10 protein-coding genes are annotated in these 21,778 nt (G+C 58.9%); 3 read left to right on the plus strand and 7 right to left on the minus strand.

Translation table 11 applies throughout. The features are described from left to right. Window positions 1-308 precede the first annotated feature (308 nt). The 3 genes from AC1DVF_RS20285 to AC1DVF_RS20295 all read left to right on the plus strand — a co-directional run bounded on the left by AC1DVF_RS20285 (window position 309) and on the right by AC1DVF_RS20295 (window position 13,663). Entirely contained in the window at window positions 309-12,647 is a 12,339-nt protein-coding gene (locus AC1DVF_RS20285) for a two-partner secretion domain-containing protein (protein WP_477783044.1), read from the plus strand. Further along, on the plus strand, window positions 12,628-12,897 hold the full coding sequence (locus tag AC1DVF_RS20290; RefSeq protein ID WP_477783045.1) for a hypothetical protein: 270 nt from the start codon (window positions 12,628-12,630) through the stop codon (window positions 12,895-12,897). Before AC1DVF_RS20285 ends, AC1DVF_RS20290 begins: the two co-directional genes overlap by 20 nt. Window positions 12,898-13,207: 310 nt before the next feature. Next, window positions 13,208-13,663: a hypothetical protein gene (locus AC1DVF_RS20295; protein WP_477783046.1), complete on the plus strand. Its 456-nt coding sequence runs from the start codon at window positions 13,208-13,210 to the stop codon at window positions 13,661-13,663. A gap of 201 nt (window positions 13,664-13,864) precedes the next feature. On the opposite strand, the gene AC1DVF_RS20300 is transcribed toward AC1DVF_RS20295, so the two are convergent. From AC1DVF_RS20300 to AC1DVF_RS20330, 7 genes are all read right to left on the minus strand, one after another. Beyond that, complete coding sequence (locus AC1DVF_RS20300; RefSeq protein ID WP_477783047.1) at window positions 13,865-15,502, minus strand: BatD family protein; 1,638 nt, start codon at window positions 15,500-15,502, stop codon at window positions 13,865-13,867. Continuing rightward, window positions 15,499-17,238, minus strand: coding sequence for a tetratricopeptide repeat protein (locus AC1DVF_RS20305; RefSeq protein ID WP_099758856.1), 1,740 nt, complete (start codon window positions 17,236-17,238; stop codon window positions 15,499-15,501). Before AC1DVF_RS20305 ends, AC1DVF_RS20300 begins: the two co-directional genes overlap by 4 nt. Beyond that, window positions 17,235-18,314: a vWA domain-containing protein gene (locus AC1DVF_RS20310; protein ID WP_093437901.1), complete on the minus strand. Its 1,080-nt coding sequence runs from the start codon at window positions 18,312-18,314 to the stop codon at window positions 17,235-17,237. Before AC1DVF_RS20310 ends, AC1DVF_RS20305 begins: the two co-directional genes overlap by 4 nt. After that, window positions 18,307-18,804, minus strand: coding sequence for a DUF4381 domain-containing protein (locus AC1DVF_RS20315; protein ID WP_038369283.1), 498 nt, complete (start codon window positions 18,802-18,804; stop codon window positions 18,307-18,309). Before AC1DVF_RS20315 ends, AC1DVF_RS20310 begins: the two co-directional genes overlap by 8 nt. Beyond that, window positions 18,801-19,745: a DUF58 domain-containing protein gene (locus tag AC1DVF_RS20320; protein ID WP_116255710.1), complete on the minus strand. Its 945-nt coding sequence runs from the start codon at window positions 19,743-19,745 to the stop codon at window positions 18,801-18,803. The genes AC1DVF_RS20315 and AC1DVF_RS20320 overlap by 4 nt, the downstream gene beginning before the upstream one ends. Window positions 19,746-19,750: 5 nt before the next feature. Continuing rightward, window positions 19,751-20,710, minus strand: coding sequence for an AAA family ATPase (locus tag AC1DVF_RS20325; RefSeq protein WP_007913915.1), 960 nt, complete (start codon window positions 20,708-20,710; stop codon window positions 19,751-19,753). Window positions 20,711-20,982: 272 nt separating this feature from the next. Further along, a complete protein-coding gene (locus AC1DVF_RS20330) occupies window positions 20,983-21,336 on the minus strand; it encodes a hypothetical protein (RefSeq protein ID WP_093437909.1) in 354 nt (117 codons plus the stop codon). Window positions 21,337-21,778 lie beyond the last annotated feature (442 nt).

Genomic DNA, 21,778 nt, shown 5'->3' on the forward strand with positions numbered 1-21,778 from the left:
AATGAAGGGCGGCGAAAGAGGGGAGAGTTTACAGATTATTGCGGCGGGACGGCTTGTTGTGCGGGTGAGCGACGACTTACTGAGTCATGGTTTGCTTGATACCACTCATCGGAAGTGATTTCTCGGGCAAATCAAAAATTGACGCCAAAATAGTGGCCATCTAATATCGCGCCGCAAAGGTGATATTAGTGCGCCACTATCCGGTGAAAGGGCCGTTTTGCGATCTGCAGCAAGGTTCGTGACTGTCAGGAGTACCGCGCACTCACCGTCATCCGACTTTTACTGCTCGTTGTAAAGAGATCTTCAACATGGACGTTCGCCAGTACGCGTTTCTCGCTCGTCAGCCTGCCGCTGCCGTGAAAACCCGCGAGTCATTCCTTGGGATGCCCAAGCGCGGGCTGGCGTTTCTCTTGGCGAACGTCATGTTCTGGCAACCGATGTGGGCGCAGGCCGACGGTATCGTGGTGGCTAACCCCAATACCTCGCTGGATCGCGCCGGCAATGGCGTGCCGATCATCAACATCGCCACGCCCAACGCCAGCGGCCTGTCGCACAACCAGTTCCACGACTACAACGTCGGTGCGCAGGGTGTCATCCTCAACAACGGGTCAGCTCAGACCGGACAGACGCAACTGGGTGGGATTATTGTTGGCAACCCGAATCTGAAAAACAGCGGTTCGGCACAGGCGATTCTCAACGAAGTCATCAGTGGCAACCCGAGCCAGTTGCGCGGCTACACCGAAGTGGCGGGGCAGTCGGCGCGGGTCATTGTTGCCAACCCTTACGGCATTACCTGCAACGGTTGCGGCTTTATCAACTCGCCACGGGTGACCTTGACCACCGGCAAACCGGTGCTCGACAATGGTCGTCTGGATCGCTTTCAGGTTGATCAGGGTTCGGTGGCCATCGAAGGCGCAGGTCTTAACGCGACCAATGTCGACCGTTTCGAAATCATCACCCGCAGCGCGAAGATCAACGCGGAGATTCAGGCGCAGAACCTGACGATTATCGCCGGTCGCAACGACGTCAACGCACAAACGCTGAATGCCACCGCCCGCGCCGATGACGGCAGCGCAAAACCGCAACTGGCCATCGACTCCTCGGCCCTCGGCGGCATGTACGCCGGGGCGATCAAACTGGTCGGCACCGAGGCCGGGGTCGGGGTGAAACTCGATGGCAAACTGATTGCCAGTGGCGGTGATATTCAGCTCGATGCCAATGGCCAACTGAGTCTGGCCGACACCTCGGCCACCGGCGCGGTCAACGTCAAGGCGGCCAGCCTCGACGCACGCGGCCCGGTTTACGCCGGCACCGCACTCAACGTGCAAACCCAGGGCAACCTGACCAACCGCCAGACCCTCGCGGCCCGCGACAGCATTAACCTCAGCGCTGGCGGGCAATTGACTAACGCCGGTGCCATCGAAGCGGGCGTCAACGCCGACGGCAGCCGCAATGCCAACGGCGATCTGAGCCTCAACGCACAGAACCTCGACAACACCGGCAAGAGCCTCACCGCCAGCCGCAACCTAACCGTTAATACCGCGCAAACCTTGAACAACCAGGGCGGCACGCTCAGCGGGCAAACCGCTGCGATCACCACCGGTACGCTGGACAACCGCAACGCCGGCAAAGTGCAGAGCATCAACACCCTGAACCTCAATGCCGCGCAGGTGCTCAACAGCCAAGGCGTGATCACCAGCAACGCCAGCCTCACCGCCAACATCGGCCAGTTGATCAACAGCAGCGGCGAACTCAGCAGCCAGACCGACGCGGTCCTGACCGTCACCTCGCTGGACAATGTTGCCGGCCTGATGAGCGCCGGCCGCCTGCTCGACATCAGCGCACTCGGCGTGATCAACAACCGCACCGGCAAGATCGGCGCCAAACAGACCTTGCTGGTAAAAGCCCAACAGCTCGACAACAGCCAGCAAGGCCAGTTGACCAGCGAAGGCACGCTGACCACGCGGCTCGGCGAGCAACTGAACAACCAGAACAAGGGCCTGATCCAGGCCAACGGCGCCATGGACGTGCAGGCCACGCGCCTGGATAACCGCGCCGGCAAGATTTCCAGCCTCGACACCCTGACCGTCAGCAGCGCCAACACCGACAACCGCGGCGGGACGATTCGCGCCGATCAGGCAGGCAAACTGCTGATCGATAACCTGGACAACCGCGACAAGGGTCGCCTCGAAAGCAAGATGGCGCTGAGCTTCGACGGCAATACGCTGAACAACAGCAATGGCGGCCTGCTGACATCGACCGGTTTGTTGAGCCTCAAAGCCAAAGACGTGATCAACGATGGGGGACGAATCTCTGCCAAAGGCGATATCGACGCCAACATCGACCGCCTCAATCAAGAGCACGGTGAACTGGTCGCCGAAGGCAATCTGCTGCTGACCGGCAAAACCCTCAATAGCCATCAGGACAGTCTGGTCGGTTCGCTCAAGACTTTGACCGTCAACGTCGAGCAGATCGACAACCGCGCCAGCACACTGTCCAGCCAGCTGGATTTGCACATCAACGGTTCGCGCCTGGACAACAGCGACGGCGGCAAGGTGCTGTCCGACACCACTCTGGTGCTGAAAGTCGCGCAGATCATCAACGCCACTAACGGCCTGATTTTCAGCAAAGGCGCGAGCACCCTCAGCGGCATTGACCTGAGCAACGTCGGCGGGCGCATCGTCAGCCAGAACACTCTCGGGCTGACCTTTGACGAGACCATGGACAACCAGCAAGGCCTGATCAGCAGTGAAGGGCAGATGACCCTCACCGCCGGCAGCCTCGACAACCGTGTGGGCAAGCTGTCGAGCCTTGAAGCGATGGCACTGACCGCCAGCGGTGCCGTGCTGAGTCAGGGCGGCCTGATCGTTTCGCAGAAAGACCTGACCTTCAACAGTGGCAGCCTTGATAACAGCGCCAACGGCATCATCAGCGCCAAGGCTGATTCGACCCTGACTACCGGTGAGTTGAAGAATCGACAGGGCGGCAGTATCGCCACCGATGGCTCACTATTATTGACCGCCGCGCACCTGGACAACTCCGGCGGCAGCCTCGGCAGTCAGCAGAAACTCGAGGTCTCGGTGACCTCGCTGGAACAGGACGGCGGCGAGCTGTTCAGCAACGGCGACCTGACCCTGGACATGAACAACGGTCTGCTCAATAACCAGCGCGGCAATATCCATACGCCGGGCCAGTTGCTGCTGAAAAACCTCAAGGACGTCAACAACAGCGCCGGCGAAATCTCCGCCGCCAAGGCCTGGAACGTCAACGCACAAAGCCTGAACAACGACGGCGGCAAACTGCTCAGCAACGAAAAGCTCACCCTGGTCATCGACCGTGCCCTGAGCAACGTCAAGGGCCTGATCGCCTCAGCCGACCTCGAAGCCCGTAGCACCAGTCTGGACAACAGCCACGGTGAAATCCGGGGTCGTGGCAATGCCGATTTCAGCGTGAGCGCAATGTTCGATAACCAGGACGGTGTGGTCATCGCCGACAACGGCCTGATCATCACCGCCACCCGCCTGGATAACCGTCAGCAAGGTCTGATCGGTTCGACCAACGCGCTGAAACTCAGCGTTGAGCGTGTCGACAACCGCAGCGGTGAGCTGTCGAGCAAGGCCGACGTGAGCCTGATCGGCGCCTGGCTTGATAACAGCGACAGCGGTTATACGCTCGCCGGCGGCAATCTGGCGCTGACCGTCAATGAGGTCATCAACCGCAATAAAGGCCTGCTGTCTGGCGACGCCGGGCTGACACTGACCGGTAAAACGCTGGAGAACAGTGGCCGCCTGACCAGCCAGAAAGATCTCGCGATCAACCTCTCTGCAGATCTGAATAATGCGCAGGGTAGCCTCGTCAACGAAGGCGCTTTGGCGATTACTGCGCAAAGCCTCAACAACAATGGCGGCACCGTCTCGAGCGCCACGGCACTCACCGTCGATACTCGCGACGCCGTCAGCAATCAGGGCGGCAAACTGCTGACCGACAGCGACCTCACCCTCAATAGCAGCGCGCTGGATAACCAGCAAAAAGGAGTGCTCAGCAGCAAGGCCAACCTGAGCATCAGCACTGGCGAACTCAACAACAGCCAAGCGAGCATTTACGCGGCCGACCATGTCAGGATCAATGCCGGCCAGGTCACCAATACCGCTGGCAGCCTCGGCTCTGGCAAGACGCTGACCGCCAATATCCAAGGCCTCGATCAGCAGGGCGRCAAACTGTTCAGCGGCGGCACCGTCAGCGTTGATCTGAACGGCGGCGCGCTGAACAATCAGGGCGGCGTGATCAACGCGCCGGACCAGTTACTACTGAAAAACCTCACCGACGTGAACAACCGTGGCGGCGAGATTTCCAGCGACCAGGCTTTTGAACTGATCGCCAGGTCGCTGGACAACAGCGGCGGGCAACTGCTGAGCAACCAGAAACTCACCCTGACCCTCGACAAGGCGCTGACCTCGATCAAAGGCACGATTGCCGCTGCGGCGTTGCAGGTTCGCGCGGCGAGTCTGGATAACAGCGATGGCGGTGTGTTGCTCAGTGACAGCGACATCGAGGTCAGCGTCAATGGCCTACTGAACAACCAGAACAAGGGCAGCATTCGCGCCGCACAACAACTGACCCTCAACAGCACCGGCCTGAACAATCAGGGCGGTACGCTGGTGGGCGTTTCCGGCCTGAATATGGATCTGGGCGCCACCGCGCAGGACCTGAATAACCAGGACGGCGTGATCAGCAGCAAAGGTGGGTTGAGCATCGCTCATTTGCGCGACCTGAATAACCAGAATGGCGTGATCAACAGCAAAGGCGTGCTGAGCATCGCCACCCTCCGAGACCTGAATAACCAGCAAGGCGAAATCTCCAGCGTCAACAGCTTCAGCCTCACCGGCAACCGCTTCGATAACCGTGGCGGCAACCTGATCAGCAACGGTCAACTGACCGTGAAAGCGGCCGATCTGAACAATCAGGGCGGTTTGCTCTCCGGCTGGAAAGGTGTGAGCGTCAGCGGCGGCACCGTCGACAACAGCCTGGAGGGCGCCATCTCCAGCCAGCTCGGTAACGTCAATATCGACCTGAGCGGCGCCTTGCTCAACCACAGCAAGGGTGGCATCGGCGGCCTCGGCGAAGTGAGCATCACCGCCGCCAGTCTGGATAACAGCGGCGGCACGGTCAGCAGTGAAGGTAAGCAAACCCTGACCATGAGCGGCGGCGCGATCAATAACGCTGCCGGGGGCTTGATCAAAGGTGGCGACACCCTCGATATCCGTGCGGCCAGCCTGAATAACAGTTCCGGCAACGTCATGGCCAAAAAGGCCCTGAGCTTTACCGGTGGCGAGCTGAATAACAAGAAAGGCAGGCTGGTCGGTGACGACAGCGTCACCCTCGATTTGCTCGGTGCCCTGACCAACGTCGAGGGCGCATTGGGCAGCACGGGAGCGCTGCTGATCAAACGCTCCGCCAGCGTCGACAACCAGGGCGGCCAGTTGATCAGCCAGACCCTGCTAAGCGTGCTCACCAGTGGCGACCTGAACAACAGTCAACGCGGCACCGTCTCGGCCAAGGGCCAACTGGACCTCACCGCCGGCGGCACGTTGCGCAACGACGCCGACGGCCTGCTCTCCAGCCGCGATGCCGGCGTGTCCATCACCGCCGCCGCACTGAACAACGCCAAAGGCGGGGTGCAAAGCATGACCACGCTGACCGTGAACACCGGCAGCGGCGCGATCGACAACCAGGGCGGCAAAATCATCGCCCAGAACGGCGACCTGACCCTCAACGCTGCCAGCCTCTACAGCCGTGGCGGTGTGCTTTCAAGTCTCAACGGTCTGCTGCAAACCCGACTGAACGGCGTGTTGCGCAACAGCCAGGGCGGCAAGATCGAAGGCAGTCGTCTCGACTTGCAAGCACTGGGCGGCATCTACAGCGACGGCGGGCGAATCGCCGCCAACACCGGCAACATCCTGCTCAACGCCGGCGGCAATACCCTCGACAACAGCGGCGGTGGGATCTATGCGCGCGGCGTGGTAAAAACCATCGCCGGCTCGATGAACAACAATAACGGGCAGATCAGCGGCAGCGCCATCGACCTGAGTGCCGACGGCAACTTCAGCAACCGCAGCGGCCTGATCGAAAGCGCCAGCACCTTGGCCATTCGCGCGGCCAATCTCGACAACCAGGGCGGCAAACTGCGCGCGCTCGGCACCAGCGGCAAAACCGATTTCCAGATCGGCAGCCTGTTCGATAACCGTAATGGTCTGGTGGAAACCGCCAACACCGACTTCACCCTTGCCGCACCGAGCTTCCTCAACGCCGGCGGTTCGGTGACGCATGTCGGGCTGGGTGAGTTCGGCATCTCCACCGCCAACGTGATGAACGCCGGCGGCTCGCTGGTTACCCGTGGCGGCCTGACGCTGAACGCTGACAGCTGGACCAACAGTAGCGTGATTCAGGCCGGGCGGTTGACGGTGAATGTCGGCAATTTTGTGCAGACTGCGAGCGGGCAGTTGCTCGCTTCCAATCAACTGGTGGGACGTGGCGGTAACTGGACGAATGAAGGCTTGATTGCCAGTGATGGCAGCGTCGATATTCAGCTGAGCGGCAATTACGGCGGCAACGGTCGCACGAGCAGTCTGGGCGATCTGCGACTCGACGCCTCCACCCTCAACCTGACCAGCGCTACGAGTATTGCGGCCGGAGGCAATACGACCGTAGGCGCACGCGGTGGCCTGGCGATCGTCAACAACTATGGCCGCCTGACCGCTGCCAATAATCTTGTCCTCAATGCCGGCACCGTTAACAACTACGGCACGCTCGCAGGCGCGTCGGGTATGAAGCTGACGGCCTCATCACTGCTCAACGATCAGGGCGGGTTCCTGTTCAGCGGTGGCGACATGAAGCTTCGCGTGGGCAGCTTCAGCAATAAGAATTCCGACGTTTACACCCTCGGCGCAATCGATATTGCGCGGGACGATGCCGGTAATCGCGCGGCGACGGTGGAGAACCTTTCCGGGACGATGGAGAGCACCGGCGACTTCTCGATCAAGGCCGACTCGATTGTTAACCGTAGGGATCAGTTCAAGACGATTTCCGAGCTGTACTCGTCGGATATTGGGGTGCGTTGCTATTCGTGTGATCAGATCCCGCTTAACTGGACAGATCTGCAAGGAGGCAAATTACCGTCTCACCTGGTCTGGGAACAAAAGTTCAAGGTAAGCATTTCGGAGGGGGAAAGCTCCAAAGCCGCGTCCATTACTGCCGGAAAAAACTTTGATGCTGTGGGTGGATCGTTCCTGAATTCGAACTCGTCGATCGCTGCTTCTGGAAACATCAACATCAACGTGGCCAACTTCGAGAACTCGGGTACTGCCACTGGCGATTACGTTTCCCGCAAATACGTCAATGGAGGACTCTCCGTTGCCCAGTGGAACGAAGTCGTTGCGTACAACATGTACAACGATGCGGACTACAACAAGGATCTGCATTTCTGGAACGCCAATGAAGACGACTCACGGGTAGTTTCCAAGGTCGTCAGATATGGTGCCAAGGGTGAGGCTGACAACTGGTTCCAGACGTTCGGCTCGACCATCATTTCTTTGAATAAACAGAGTCAGGCCGTCAAGTTCGGAGATTCTCTCTATTCCTCGGGAGTCAGAACGGAAGCTCCAGACTTCATAAAAAATGCCGTGTTCAATGAAAAGATCGTCACCTCCGATCCTTCAGGATTCGCCTCGGCGATCATTCAGGCCGCCGGCAATGTCACCATCAGCGCCAGCAACAAAATCAGCAACGGTGTTGAAAAGGCCTACAGTTCAGGCGCCGTCGGCACCTCGCGCAACGCCAATACCGGCGCTGGCGGCACCGGTAAAACCACCGTCATCAGCCTTAACAGCCAACTGCCACCGGACTTGGCACAACAACAGGTCAACCCGCTGACATTGCCCGGTTTCAGCCTGCCGGTCGGTGATAACGGCCTGTTCCGCCTGAGCGGCAAAGGTGGCAGCGAACAATCTTTGGTGCCCGCGCCGTCCTGGACCATCGGTACGCTGTCCGGCGAGTCGACACGTCACACGGTCGGCACGCCTGCGCCGCCGTCTACCCAGATCCAGTTCGACAATAGCGACCCGGTCTCGATCAAAAAGCGCGATCTGGCGCTGAGCGATGCCGCCTCGCTGAATCTCAATGACCGAACCGCTCAGTTCAGCGTGGGTGCAACCGCCGCTGACGGTCCCGTCGGTGTGCTACTGCCTAATCGTGGCAATGCGTTGATCTACGCACCTCCGGTCAAAGGCCTGCCCGATACCAGCGTGCGCTCCAATCCGCACAAATACCTGATCGAAACCAATCCGGTACTCACCGACCTGAAGAAATTCGAAAGCTCGGATTACTTGCTGCAAAAACTCGGTTACGACCCGGACAACAGCGCCAAGCGCCTGGGCGACGGTTTCTTCGAACAGCGGATGATCCAGCAAGCGGTCGTCGAGCGTACGGGACAGCGTTTCATCGACGGCCAGACCTCCGATGAAGCGATGTTCAAGTACCTGATGAACAACGCCATCGCCAGCAAGGATCAGCTCAACCTGTCGGTGGGCGTCACCCTGACCGCGCAACAAGTGGCGGCACTGACCCACGACATCGTCTGGCTCGAAGAGCACGAAGTGAATGGCGAGAAAGTGCTGGTGCCGGTTCTGTATCTGGCTCAGGCGAATAACCGATTGGCGCCGAACGGGGCGTTGATTCAGGGCAACGATGTGACGTTGATTGCCGGTGGCGATCTGGACAACGCCGGTACGCTTCGGGCTTCGAACAACTTGTCTGCTACAGCTGCTCTCGATATGACCAACAGCGGTCTGATTGAGGCAGGCAACCGTCTCGAATTAATGGCCGGTAATAATATCGTCAACAAATCTGGCGGCATAATCGCCGGGCGCGACGTCAGTATGGTGGCGCTCACCGGGGACGTGATCAACGAGCGTTCAGTAACGGGTGCAGAGTTCAGTCAGAATGGTTACGCCCAGTATCGTGGTTATCTGGACAGTGCCGCCCGCATTGAAGCTGCCAATGATCTGACCATCAGTGCGGCGCGAGATGTAACCAACAGCGGCAGTGTCATGGCCAGTGGTCGGGACACCAGAATCGAGGCAGGTCGTGACGTCAATATCGTATCGGCACAACAGATAAGCATCGAAACCGGCGGGCGAGAGCGAAGTTCGGTTACTCAAGTCGGCTCAAGCGTAAGTGGCGGACGCGATGTAGCAGTGAGCGCTGGGCGTGACTTCACTGCGATAGCCAGTGCGATTGATGCCAAGCGCAACGCTGTCATTCTGGCTGAAGGCGATGTGACAGTGACCTCAGGTGCCGACGAAAGTCATTCTTACTCGAAGACCAAAAAGCTCACCACGCAAGAAGATCACGTTAAACAAGTTGCCAGCACCATAACTGCCGGCGGCAATGTAGCGATCCGTGCAGCTAACGACCTCGCATTGATTTCTAGCCGTATCACTGCTGGCGATGAGGCCTATTTAGTTGCCGGAAATAATCTCGACGTGCTCGCGGCACAAGACAGCGACTATTCGTTATACGACAAAAAGAATAAGGGGAGCTTCGGCAAGAAAGAGACCCGACGTGACGAAGTCACCAAAGTTACTCATGTCGGTAGTGAGATCAACACCGGCGGCGATCTGGTATTGGCAAGTGGCGGTGATCAGCGCTATCAGGTTGCAAAACTGAACAGCGGTAAAGATCTGGTTCTTCAAAGCGGCGGTTCAATCACCTTTGAGGGGGTTAAGGACCTCGATCAGGAAAGCCATCAAAAAAGCAGCACCAGCATGGCCTGGAACTCCATGAACGGTAAGGGGCACACCGACGAAACCCTGCGCCAGAGCGAACTGGTCGCACAAGGGAATCTGGTGATCAAAGCTGTTGATGGATTGCATATCGACGTCAAAGACATCAACAAAAAAACAGTCAGCGAAAGTATCGATGCGATGGTCAAGGCCGATCCTCAGCTGGCTTGGCTTAAAGAGGCCGAGAAGCGTGGCGACGTCGACTGGAACTTGGTCAAGGAGACTCACGAGTCTTTCAAGTACAGCAGCTCGAGCCTGGGCCAAGGTGCGATGCTGGCAATCATCATTGTGGTAACGGTGCTCACGGCAGGCGCGGCGAGCGCTGCTGTTGGTAGCGTTGCGGGAGCTGGCGTCGGAAGTGGATCGGCAATGGCAGCGGCTGGTAGCACCGCTATGGTCCAGGCAGGCACAGCGGTGGGGACCGCAGCAGCTGGTTGGGGCAACGTGATGGTTTCCAGCGTTCTCACTTCGATGGCCGGTTCTGCCGCTGTGAGTACGATCAACAACCGTGGGAATGTTGGTGCCGTATTTAAAGACATCACATCCAAAGACAACTTGAAAAACTATGCAGTCGGGGCTGCTACTGCCGGGTTTACCAGCGGTTATCTGGATGATGCGTTTGGCGTGACCGGCGAAAACGTCAACAAGGCTACTCACGGTTTTGATCTGAGCAGCCTTGAAGATATCGGTAAATTCAGTGCTTATTCCGGTGCACAAGGATTATTCCAGGCGGGTATCAGTACGGCGGTAAATGGCGGGAGTTTCGGAGACAATCTTGGTTCGTCAATGACTGCTCAGGCGCAAGCCGTTTTGCAGGCCGTGGCCTTCAACGCAGTTGGCGATTATGCGAAGAAACAAAAATGGCCTGATGGCAGTCTCCAGAAAACAATTCTGCATGCCCTCGTCGGCGGACTTCTGAGTGAGGCAGCGGGCAAGGGGTTCGCTACGGGTGCAGCGGCGGCAGGCGCCAACGAGGCGTTGAGCAACAGTTTGGCCGCAATTGTCAAAAACAATCCGAAGTTTCAGCTCACGGCATCGCAGTTGGTGGGTTTGACGGCGGCGGGTTTGGTAGGCGGGGACCTGCAAACAGGTATCGACATCGCCAAGAACGCTACTTCCTTCAACCGCCAGTTGCACCCGGATGAGATCAAATTTGCTTCCGATGATGAACGCGTAAATCGGTATGCCTCTGAAAGAGGGATTAGTGAAGATCAAGCTCGGACTGAGTTGCTACGCACGGCCGCAGCAATGGTGGACAAGGGCTGGAACGCAGCCTTCAGTGAAAGCGACGGTAAGACCAATGCAGCGGCGAGTTTCCTTCGAACAGAAGTTTCGCAGTCGCAGAATACGGGGTTATTCCGGGTCACTCTAGCTGACTACAACGACGAAAGGCTGGGCTTGAAGGAGCTGCTTAAAGACAGAGATTCAGTCAAAGCTCTGCTCGACCACATTGCTTTGGTCGATCCATACAAGTATCGGCATGATCCAAAGTATCAAGCCGAAATCCTCAATGCCAAGGGAGTCGGTAGCGCTGAAGGCTTCGCGGCCGTCATGGAGGGACTTGTCAGTTCCAGTTCGAAATCAGCGTTGTGGGTGATGGGGGCCGTCAATTGCCCTAGTTGCGCTGCTACCGATCTGGAGGCAGCTTTTGACTCGGTCATGAATTGGCCGGAGGAATTTCGGCTCAAGGGGTATCTGGATGTCTTGCACACCATGCAAGGCAACGGAATTGACGTTGTCAGGGCGAACGCAGCTGTGGCAACGGCTACGGGTGTCGGACTAGGGCTAGTACTGGACGGTGGATTGAATGGTGGTGCAAAAGGCACAACGGGAACCCCAGTAACGAAGGGGCCTTGCTGCTTTGCTGCGGGTACGAAAGTTTCTACACCGCAAGGCGACCGCGTTATTGAGTCGCTCAAGGTGGGAGATGTTGTCTGGAGCAAGCCTGAGAAAGGGGGCAAGCCGTTCGCTGCTGCCATTCTGGCAACGCATCAGCGTTCGGATCAGCCGATCTACCGCCTCAAGCTCAAAAGTGTTCGTGGCGCTGGCGCAGCGGAAGGCGAAACCCTGCTGGTTACGCCGAGCCACCCCTTCTATGTACCCGCCAAACGTGATTTCATTCCTGTCAAAGATCTGGAACCGGGTGATCTGCTGCAGTCACTGGCTGATGGCGACACCGAAAACACCTCTTCCGAAGTCGAATCGCTTGAGCTGTACCTGCCCGAGGGCAAAACATACAATCTGACGGTCGATGTGGGGCATACGTTCTACGTTGGCGAACTCAAGACTTGGGTACACAACACCGGGCCTTGTGATTTGCCTCCGGATTATTTTGCGGGTGGTGCAAAAGAACTTGGGAGAGTTGATCCACCCATCCCGAAAGTTGATGTTACAAATGACTTTATGATGAAGTCGTTCAATGATGGGGGAGTCCAGCTCAAGTATGGCGATCCTGATGGCGTAGCAGGATTGATCGTGAATGTAGATAAAGCGGGAGTGCTGGGATTTGAAATTCGTGCTGCACAGAATCATCCCTACTACGATGCATCAGGCACTGATATGTTCGCCAGCGCAATGCAACGCCTCGGCAAAGAAGGCATCAAGGTCAATCAAATTCGTGGGGCTTGGGAGGCGGGCACTGACAGCGTTAACACTGCTCGATATCTCGAGAATATTGCCAATGGAATGTCAAAAGAAAATGCTGCTTTGAATACATGGACAGGCCAAATAGCCCAAAAGTACGGATACGGAAAGGTTGAGAAAATTGAAACCATTGGAGGCATCAATTATGTCACCTTTAAAAAATAACAATTTGTTAGCCCAGTTGCTGGAAGGAAAAATGCCGAGCACTGTACTGAACTTGATGTTGGAGGCTGATCCTGAGTTGGATAAGTATGTTTTAGCAAATGTTTTTTTGGAAGAGCTTGATCGTTTGGATAGCAAAATCCTTCCTGTAATATGGAAATGGAAGAGTGCCAAATCGATGAGAGGTATTTCTGATCAACAACTTGATGAGGCAATACTTGCGCAAATGAGGATGGCCGGCTATATGGTGTAGTTAAAAGTAGAGAGGGGCTTAGTTTTCTACCTTGAGTGCGTTGGTGCAAAAGGCGCAGGCACTGTGCTGGAAACAACCAATCCCATTGCTGTGAGTGGTAGTCGGGCAATCGACAAGGCGCAGAGTTAAGAAAGTGGTGTGCGTGGGATGTATGGGGATACTCCATTTGCTGAACGTCAATACACGGCGCTTGTCGATGGGCAACGTGTCAACGGTGTCGCTGATGAAGTGGCAGGATAAATGGGGACAGACCACGTTTAGAAAACATTCCGAAAACGTGGTCTGTCCCCGTTTTTCCAAGGATTAAATAATGAGCTTTGAAATCTTGCTGGAGAAAGAGCCTTCCGAGCACTTTGGAGTCCAGGCTCTACGTGGCTTGATCCGACTGGGTGACGAAGAGGAAAGCTTCTTTGCTCCGATCTCCTTTTGGGGCAGGCAGGAATACTTGAGTAGCTGGAACTCATCGCTTTGCCGTGGTCTCGAAAGGAGACAGCACTCTGTATTGGTCACTTCAATGCTTGATCCAAAGTTGGCAAATTTCCTGATGGTTTGGGTTTTGTATTTTGTTGGAGAGTCTGTTTACATTCAAAATAGTGTGGTTTTTCTAGACGACGTTGTTCCCGGGTTTAATGGGAACGATGTCAATACTTACGTCGGTGAGCGCGAGGTGGTTAACGAAGATGGCGACAAGATTTCCGAATGGGTCGTACCTCTTTCGGAAGTGCTCAGTTTCAAAGAAAAATTGAAAATGGAAGTCGATGCTTGAGCAACTAAACGGTCAGCACCGCTGAGCGTAATATGGGGATGAGGTTGAGTACAGATAAACGCCGTCAAGCGCCGTGTCGACCTGCGTGCCGCCTACCGCCCTACCTCAATCAAAATCAAAAGATCGCAGCCTTCGGCAGCTCCTACAGGGGATACGTGCCCACTCTGCAGGACCTGCCGAAGGCTGCGATCTTTGGATCTTTTACTTCGGATAAAGCGGCGGCAATCCACTATCACCCACCGGATCCTGCACCCGTTCCGCCGCCGGAATAGTCCGGATCGCCCGCCACAAATCCTCACCCTGCCAATGCTGCCCCGTCTCACTGTACAGCGCACCATTCAACCCATCCAGCRCATCCGACAACGGCACAAACCGCGCCGCCATGTCCGCCAGCGTCTCCGGCTGCTGCCGCGCCCAGGCATCCAGTGCCTGACGCGTCGCCTGCGGATCATTCGCCTGGCTCGCACGCTTGATGTCATCCATCAACGTGCGCGGGCTCGGGCCGGTTTGGGCGGCGCGATGCACCGCTGGTTGCCAGCGTGCGCGCCACCACAGGCCGAAGCCGAGGAGGGTGGTACAGGCGAGGATCAGGGTGCTGAGTTTCCACCACCACAACACGTCGTTATCGACGATGCTCGGCTGCAGGTTGCCGGTCGGGGTGTCGACTTGCAGGCTCGGGTTGTTGGCCACTTGCAGCGTGCGCGCGGGCAGGCTGCTGTGTTCCAGATGGTCTTCGAAGGTGTTCCACCAAACCACGTCCACCGTCGGCAATTCGATGGCGCCGCTGCGACTTGGCACCAGCGCTTCGCGTTCTTCGCGGCTTCCGACGATGCCCCGGTCGGTGCTTTGGTTGCTCAGCACCGGTTGATCGGGGTAGCGGCGCAGGCCGTTGACCTCGGTGGCGGGCAGCGCTGGCAGTTGCGAGCTGGCGAGGCCTTCGACTTTCAGGGTCAGGCTGCGGGTCATCGAGTCGCCGACCTGCGTGTGTTCCGGTTCCGGGTTCCAGCTTTCGCTGAGGCTCAGGCTGCGCGCGGGCAGCCATGGCGCGTCGACYGGATAGGTCAGCGGTTTGGGTTTGACGGTCAGGGGAATTTCGGCGGAACTGACGCGCATCAGTTTGCCCGGCTTTGGCCCCTGCGCATTGGCATCCTGTGACGGCTGCGTATCGACCAGTGTCGCGCTGAAGGTCTGCGGCGCGATGGTCAGCAAACCGCTGTGCTGCGGGTAGATCGCATAGCGCATCTCGATCACGCCATGGCGCACACCGTTGAGGTCTTTTTCGTAGGTGCGCGTATCGCCAAGCTGTTCGATGCGCGCATCGGCGATTTGCAGCGGCGTCAGGCTGCTGTCGTCGTACAGCGACACCGAATGGTAGATGCGCAGCGTAAGGATTGCCTGCGCCTGCACGTAGACGCTGGACTGATCGAGACTGGCTTCGATGAACACCGGATCAAGGCTGTTCTTATTCTCGCGGGTGTCGCTCTCGACCACTTGCACGGTGATCGGCTGGCTCTGCGCGTCGCCCAGTTGCAGCGGCGGGATCACCACGCTGCCGTTCTCTTTCGGCAGCAGGGTGATGATCCAGCGCGTGGTCGCGCGGTTGTCGCCATTGAGGGTGTTGAGCTGGTTGACCTGCCGCGTGCCGCGCACTTCGAACAACGCTTCCAGCGCGGTCAGGTCGGGTTTGCCGAACTGGGTGACGTCGCTGGTTTCGAGGGTGAGTTCGACCGTCTCGCCGGAGTTCAGGCGACTGCGATCCACACTGGCGGTCAGCTCGGCCGCCTGGGCGGTGGCCGTGCAGAGCAGCAGGGGCAGCAAGAGAGCGGTGAAGCGGGTCATCGAGTGTTTTCCTGATCCTGATGTTGTTGCTGTTCGTACCAGAATTTGCGTCGCAGCAGTTCGCCCGGATCATCCGGGATCTTGCCCAGCCATTGCTCCAGTGCCTGACGTTGCTCGCCTTCGAGGTTGTCTTCACTCGGGCGCAGCGTCGGCACGGTGTCCGTTTGTTCTTCTTCGTCGCTGCCCGGCACCTCGTTGGGGCCAGGCTGCGGCGGTGTGGTCGGTGGCGGTTCGCTGGCCGATTCGGTCGGTTGCGCCTCGCTCTGGGTTTCACTTTTTACCGCCGGTGGCGGTGCGGCCGCTGGCGGTGGTTCGTCGCCCGGCAGACTTTGCTGTTCGCTCGGTTTGGTGTCCGGCTCGGCGGGCGGCGGTGTGTTTTTCTGCTTGAGCAGGTTTTCCACCAGCGCCTTGTTGGTCTGCGCCGGGCGCAAATCCGGTTGCAGTTCCAGTGCCTGTTCATAGGCGTCGATTGCCGCTTCCAGCTCACCGCTTTTCGCCAAGGCGTTGCCACGATTGTAGTGGGCGCGGGCATCGCTGCCTTCGGCGAAGCGCTGGGCGGCGCCACTGTAGTCGCCGGCCTCGTACAACGCCACCCCTTGCCACTGATGATCTTCGAAATGTTGGGCGGCTTCGACCGGGCGCTTTTGCTTGAGCAAATGCAGGCCCTGTTGGTCGGGACGCAGCCACAGGTCTTCGAAGTCGAAAGCGTAGCTGGGCTGCGGCAAGCAAAACAGCAGCGGCAGGCAGAACAACCACCCACGCCGGCCGGCGCAAGCGGCGAGCAACAACAGCGGCAACAGCAGCCAGTAACCCTGATCGGCCCAGGTATCGAGGCGCACGGTCTGGCCATCGTCACGCAAGCTGCGCGGGCCGTTGAGCAGGCCGAGCGCGCCAAGATCCGCTTCGTCGAGGCGGGCAGGGTGGTATTCGCCGCCAACACTGTTGAGGAACGCGCTCAGTCCCGGACTGTCGAGTTGCGGCACGCGAATCGCGCCTTGCTCGTCCTTGAGGAAACTGCCGTCCTCTTGGGCAATCGGCGCACCTTCGGCGGTGCCGACGCCGAGCATCAGCAGTTGTGCCGACTCACCGTTGAGGGCACGCCGAATACCCTGGCGTTCCTCTTCGTTCAATGACGAGCCGATCAACAGAATCCGCCCCTGACCGAGCGCGCCTTGTTTGAGCAAGGCCAGCGCTTTGCTCACGGCGAGATCGGCGCGATGGCCGCTTTCCGGCATCAACGAAGGCTTGAGCGCATCGAGCAGATTGCGGCTGGTCGCCAGGTCATCCGACAGCGGCACCAGCGTGTGCGCGCTGCCGGCGTAGACGACGATGGCGGTCTGCGCATCGCTGCGCGCCTGCAACAGGTCGAACAGCTTGCGCCGCGCCTGTTCCAGTCGTGTCGGCGGCGAGTCGGTGGCGAGCATTTCCGGGGTCAGTTCCAGTACCACCACCAACGGATCGGCGGGTTTCTGACTGGTCTGTTCGACGCGCTCCCAACTCGGTCCGAGCAGCGCAAGAACCGTCAGCAGCCACGCCACGCCAAGGGCAACCCACGGCAGTTTGCTGTCGCGACCATTGCCGCCGCTGAGCAGGGTGGCATGAAACGCCGGCGGCAAAATCATCTGCCAGCGCCCGGCGCGCTTCTGCCGATGCCAGAGTTGCCAGATCAGCCAGCCCAGCAGCGGTAGCAACAGCAACCACCACGGACGGAACCAGTGCGGCCAGAGCGCGATCATCGGCGCCTCCGCAGACGCAAGCGCTTAAGGCGCTCACGCCAGTCAGGCAGCGGACTTTGCAGATACAGCTCCTTGGTGAACAGGCGTTGCAGCGGGTTGTCCGGCCACAATTCACGCGCGACCAGCAACAGACTCAGCCACAGCGCCAGCGCCAAAGGCCAGTGATACAAGGCTTGCGCCGGACGCGCCTGAGTCGGTTGCTGGGTGACCGGTTCGAGTTGATCGAGGGTGTCCTTGATCGCTTGCAGTTCCTTGCCGTCGTGGGCACGGAAGTACTGGCCGCCGGTGACTTCGGCGATGGCTTTTAGCGCTGGTTCGTCGAGATCCAGACTTGGATTGACGCCGAGCAGGCCGGTCGAACCACTGTCCTCGGGATTGGCGCCGATACCGATCGGATAGATTTTGACGCCTTCGCTGGCGGCCAGTTTTGCCGCCGTCAGCGGATCGATTTCGCCACCATTGTTAGCGCCGTCAGTGACCAGAATCAGCACACGACTTTGCGCCGGACGCAGGCGCAGGCGTTTCAGCGCCAGACCGATGGCGTCGCCGATGGCGGTGTTTTTGCCGGCAATGCCGATCCGCGCTTCGTCGAGCCAGACGCGCACGGTGCGGCGATCAAACGTCAGCGGCGCTTGCAGATACGCCTGACTGCCAAACAGGATCAAACCGACGCGGTCGCCATCGCGACTTTCGAGGAAGTCACCGAGCAGATGTTGCACCAGCGTCAGCCGACTGACTTCTTCGTCCTGCCACTGCATATCCGGGAAATCCATCGAACCGGACACGTCCACCGCCACCAGCAGATCACGCCCACTGGCAGCAATTGGCAGTGGTTCGCCGAGCCATTGCGGGCGGGCGGCGGCGGTCAGCAGTAACAGCCACAAGAGCATGAACGGCGCCTGTTGACGCCACGCGGGCAGATTAGCCCGAGCGCGACGGCGGGCGAGACCTTCGAGGTCGGCGAGGAAACTGACTTTCAGCGCGGGCTCGCCGCTGTCCGCCACTGGCAGCACCAGGCGCATCAGCCACGGCAGCGGCACCAGCACAAAGATCCACGGCCAGGCGAACTCAAACATGTTTGCGAATCCACGTGTCGACAGCCTGGGTCAGGCCGGCGATGGCTTTGTCGTCGAGTTTGCATTCCGGTTTGTACGCGCCTTCAACCAGCACCATCCAACGGGTGAGGCCGGCAGCCGGGCAACGGTTGTCGAGGAACGCCAGCCATTTACGCCCATTGAGGGTGTGGCTCTGGCTGTAGGGATAGTGGTTGCGGCACAGGCGTTTGAGCAGGCCGTTAAGTTGCTGCAACCACGCCCCGGCCGGCGCGCCGTCGTAGGGTTTGGGCATTTGTGCGAGTTCAGCGAGGGCGGCGATGCGCACCGGGTCGAGCGGCTGTTCGGCACGGACGATCGGGCGTTTCTTCATCGGGATGAAACGGCGCAGCTTCCACACGGCGAAACCGAGCAGCGGCAATAACAACAGCAGCAGCCACCAGCCCGGAGCCGGTGGCCAGAAGGCAATCGGTGGCGGCGAGATCAGTGGTTGCAGTTGTTCGAGGCCGTTCATCGACCTTTCCCCGGACGCTGCGGATTGAGGAATTCGCGCATCTGCTCGACCATTTCACTTTGCGTGCTCAGCGGCATCAGCAATACCCGCAATTTTTGCGCGAGCAATTCCCAACGCGCGATGCGTGCTTCGGCCTGGGCGCGATAGGTCTGGCGCAGGTCGAAATTCAGCGTATCGAGTTCGAGTTGCGCGCCGCGTTCGGCGAATCGGAGAAGACCGGCGGCGGGCAGGGCGTGATCGAGGGGATCGGACAGCGGCAGCATCAGCAAATCACAATGGCGCGAGAGCAGGCTCAATTGTTGTTCAGCGCTGTCGGACAACGCGCGCTCGTCGCAGATGACGATCACCAGACTGCCCGGGCGCAATACTTCACGGGCACGGCGCAGCGCCACGCCAAACGCATCGCGATCCGGCTCGCGCTCGCTGTGCAGCGACTGATTGACCTTGACCAGACGGTTTAGCAGTTGCAGCAGGCTTTGTTTGCTGCGCCGTGGCTTGATTTCGTAGTGCTCGTTGTCGCCGAACACCAGCCCGCCAACCCGGTCGTTATGGCCGAGCGCGGCCCAGCCGATCAGCGCCGCTACTTGCGCTGCCAGTACCGATTTGAACATCAGCCCGGAACCGAAAAACAGCCGTGTGCTTTGCTCGACCATGATGAAAATCGGCCGCTCGCGTTCTTCATGGAACAGCTTGGTGTGCGGCTCCTGGGTGCGCGCCGTCACGCGCCAGTCGATGGTGCGCACGTCGTCGCCGGCCTGATAGACCCGCACCTGATCGAAGTCGACGCCGCGACCACGGAATTTCGAGTGATGCAGGCCGATCAGCGGGCTGCGCTGGCTCGGCGTGGAAAACAGCTGCACTTCACGCACGCGGTGGCGCATCTCGATCAGCTCGGCGAGGCTGACGCGAATACCGGGTTCGGAAGGCTGGGGGGCGTTCATCGGGGTCAAGCGACGGCTACGACGTCGAGAATCCGCTGCACCACCCGATCCTGATCGATGCCGGCGGCTTCGGCTTCAAACGACAAAATGATGCGATGGCGCAACACGTCGAACAGCACTGCCTGAATGTCTTCCGGGCTGACGAAATCGCGACCGGCCAGCCAGGCGTGGGCGCGGGCACAACGGTCGAGAGCGATCGAGCCGCGCGGGCTGGCGCCGTAGGCGATCCACTCGGCCATTTCCGGGTCGAACTTGGCCGGGTTGCGCGTGGCCATGACCAGTTGCACCAGGTATTCCTCCACGGCGTCGGCCATGTACAGACCGAGGATTTCCTTGCGTGCGGCAAAGATCGCCTGCTGGCTGACGCGGCGTTCAGGCTTGGTCTCGCCGTTCAGCGCTTCGCCACGGGCCTGCTGGAGGATGCGGCGTTCGACGGCAGCGTCCGGGAAACCGATTTTCACGTGCATCAGGAAACGGTCGAGTTGTGCTTCCGGCAGCGGATAGGTGCCTTCCTGCTCGATCGGGTTCTGCGTGGCCATCACCAGAAACAGCGGCGACAGCTCATAGGTACTGCGGCCGACACTGACCTGACGCTCGGCCATGGCTTCGAGCAGCGCCGATTGCACTTTGGCCGGGGCACGGTTGATTTCGTCCGCCAGCACCAGGTTGTGGAAGATCGGCCCTTGCTGGAACACGAAACTGCCGGTTTCCGGGCGATAGATTTCGGTGCCGGTGATGTCGGCCGGCAGCAGGTCAGGGGTGAACTGAATGCGATGGAACTGGGCTTCGATGCCCTCGGCGAGCTCTTTGATCGCTTTGGTCTTGGCCAGACCCGGAGCGCCCTCGACCAGCATGTGGCCGTCGGCGAGCAGGGCGATGAGCAAACGCTCGATGAGTTTTTCCTGGCCGAGAATCTGCGTTGAAAGAAAGGTTCGCAGCGCCAGCAGCGCTTCACGATGTTCCATCGGTGACTGTTCCTGGAAAGGGGTGGCCACAGGCGTTCGGATAACGCCGGGGCTGGGGGCGTTACTTTAATCCATCGCGGGGGGTGGCGACTAACGGCATTTTGCGCAAAGTGCGGGAAATGACTGGGGGATTTGTTGGATTTTTGTAGTGCCGGGGAAGGGCGCTGTTCTTTCGGGCCTCTTCGCGAGCAGGCTCGCTCCCACATTTGAGCGGCGTGCACCTATCAAATGTGGGAGCGAGCTTGCTCGCGAAGAGGCCGGTTCAGACGCTATCAAACTTCGTTAATGAAGGTACCCGTCCCATCAAGGATATTCGTCAAAGTCTCGACCACCTCATCCAGATCAACCATATCCGGGTTAAAGCTGATCTCCAGCACATCATCCCCGTTCAACGCATCGGCATCCGCCGCACCAATCTCGATCTTCAACAGGTTCGAGGTCAGGGTGACTTTCACCCCGTCCAGCGTCGAAGGTTCGCCATCCAGGGTGATCTCCAGCTCATCCTCGTCCGGGTAGCGGCTCATCAGGAACATGTCGCCCTTGTCGCTGTGGCAGCAGAGCATGGCCATGTTGTCTTCTTCGTCATCGCACGGGTTGACGATCAGTAGGGCGGTGGTCATTTGCATGGTCAATTCCTGCCTCTGGGGGCGTGTTGGTCGCTAATGGGCGCGATTCTGCCAGTCCTCGGGAATTTCTGCATGTGAGAGTGTCAGAGGATGTGTCGTGAACGCGACATGGATCAATGGTCATTTCTGGCACGCATGTACCGTAAAAACGGGCATTCAGACCAACATTTTTCGCCACGACTGCTAGTGTTTACCGGTGCCAGACCCTCGGTTTACGTGCCAATGACCGAATATGTCGCAGCACCGCAAGCAGACACATTGTCGCACCCTTTAAGCTGCGCAACGGATGAGCACCCGTAAAGGCATTGTCGGCACCGCTGGCAGTCGCTTTTGCAGATGCTCATTCTATGGAAGGTGAATGTGACCTGAGTGTCCCGTCCAGCTTCACCCACCTGTCCCCCTGTTTCCTCTGCCCGAGAATCAGGAACAGGGCGACACAAGC

It is taken from the genome of Pseudomonas sp. P4_D7 (assembly GCF_056401755.1).

Coding starts and splice junctions, on each gene's coding strand:
- AC1DVF_RS20310 (WP_093437901.1), bottom strand. CDS start 18,314: ATGTTTGAGTTCGCCTGGCCGTGGATCTTTGTGCTGGTGCCGCTGCCG.
- AC1DVF_RS20290 (WP_477783045.1), top strand. CDS start 12,628: ATGTCACCTTTAAAAAATAACAATTTGTTAGCCCAGTTGCTGGAAGGA.
- AC1DVF_RS20295 (WP_477783046.1), top strand. CDS start 13,208: ATGAGCTTTGAAATCTTGCTGGAGAAAGAGCCTTCCGAGCACTTTGGA.
- AC1DVF_RS20315 (WP_038369283.1), bottom strand. CDS start 18,804: ATGAACGGCCTCGAACAACTGCAACCACTGATCTCGCCGCCACCGATT.
- AC1DVF_RS20330 (WP_093437909.1), bottom strand. CDS start 21,336: ATGCAAATGACCACCGCCCTACTGATCGTCAACCCGTGCGATGACGAA.
- AC1DVF_RS20325 (WP_007913915.1), bottom strand. CDS start 20,710: ATGGAACATCGTGAAGCGCTGCTGGCGCTGCGAACCTTTCTTTCAACG.
- AC1DVF_RS20320 (WP_116255710.1), bottom strand. CDS start 19,745: ATGAACGCCCCCCAGCCTTCCGAACCCGGTATTCGCGTCAGCCTCGCC.
- AC1DVF_RS20305 (WP_099758856.1), bottom strand. CDS start 17,238: ATGATCGCGCTCTGGCCGCACTGGTTCCGTCCGTGGTGGTTGCTGTTG.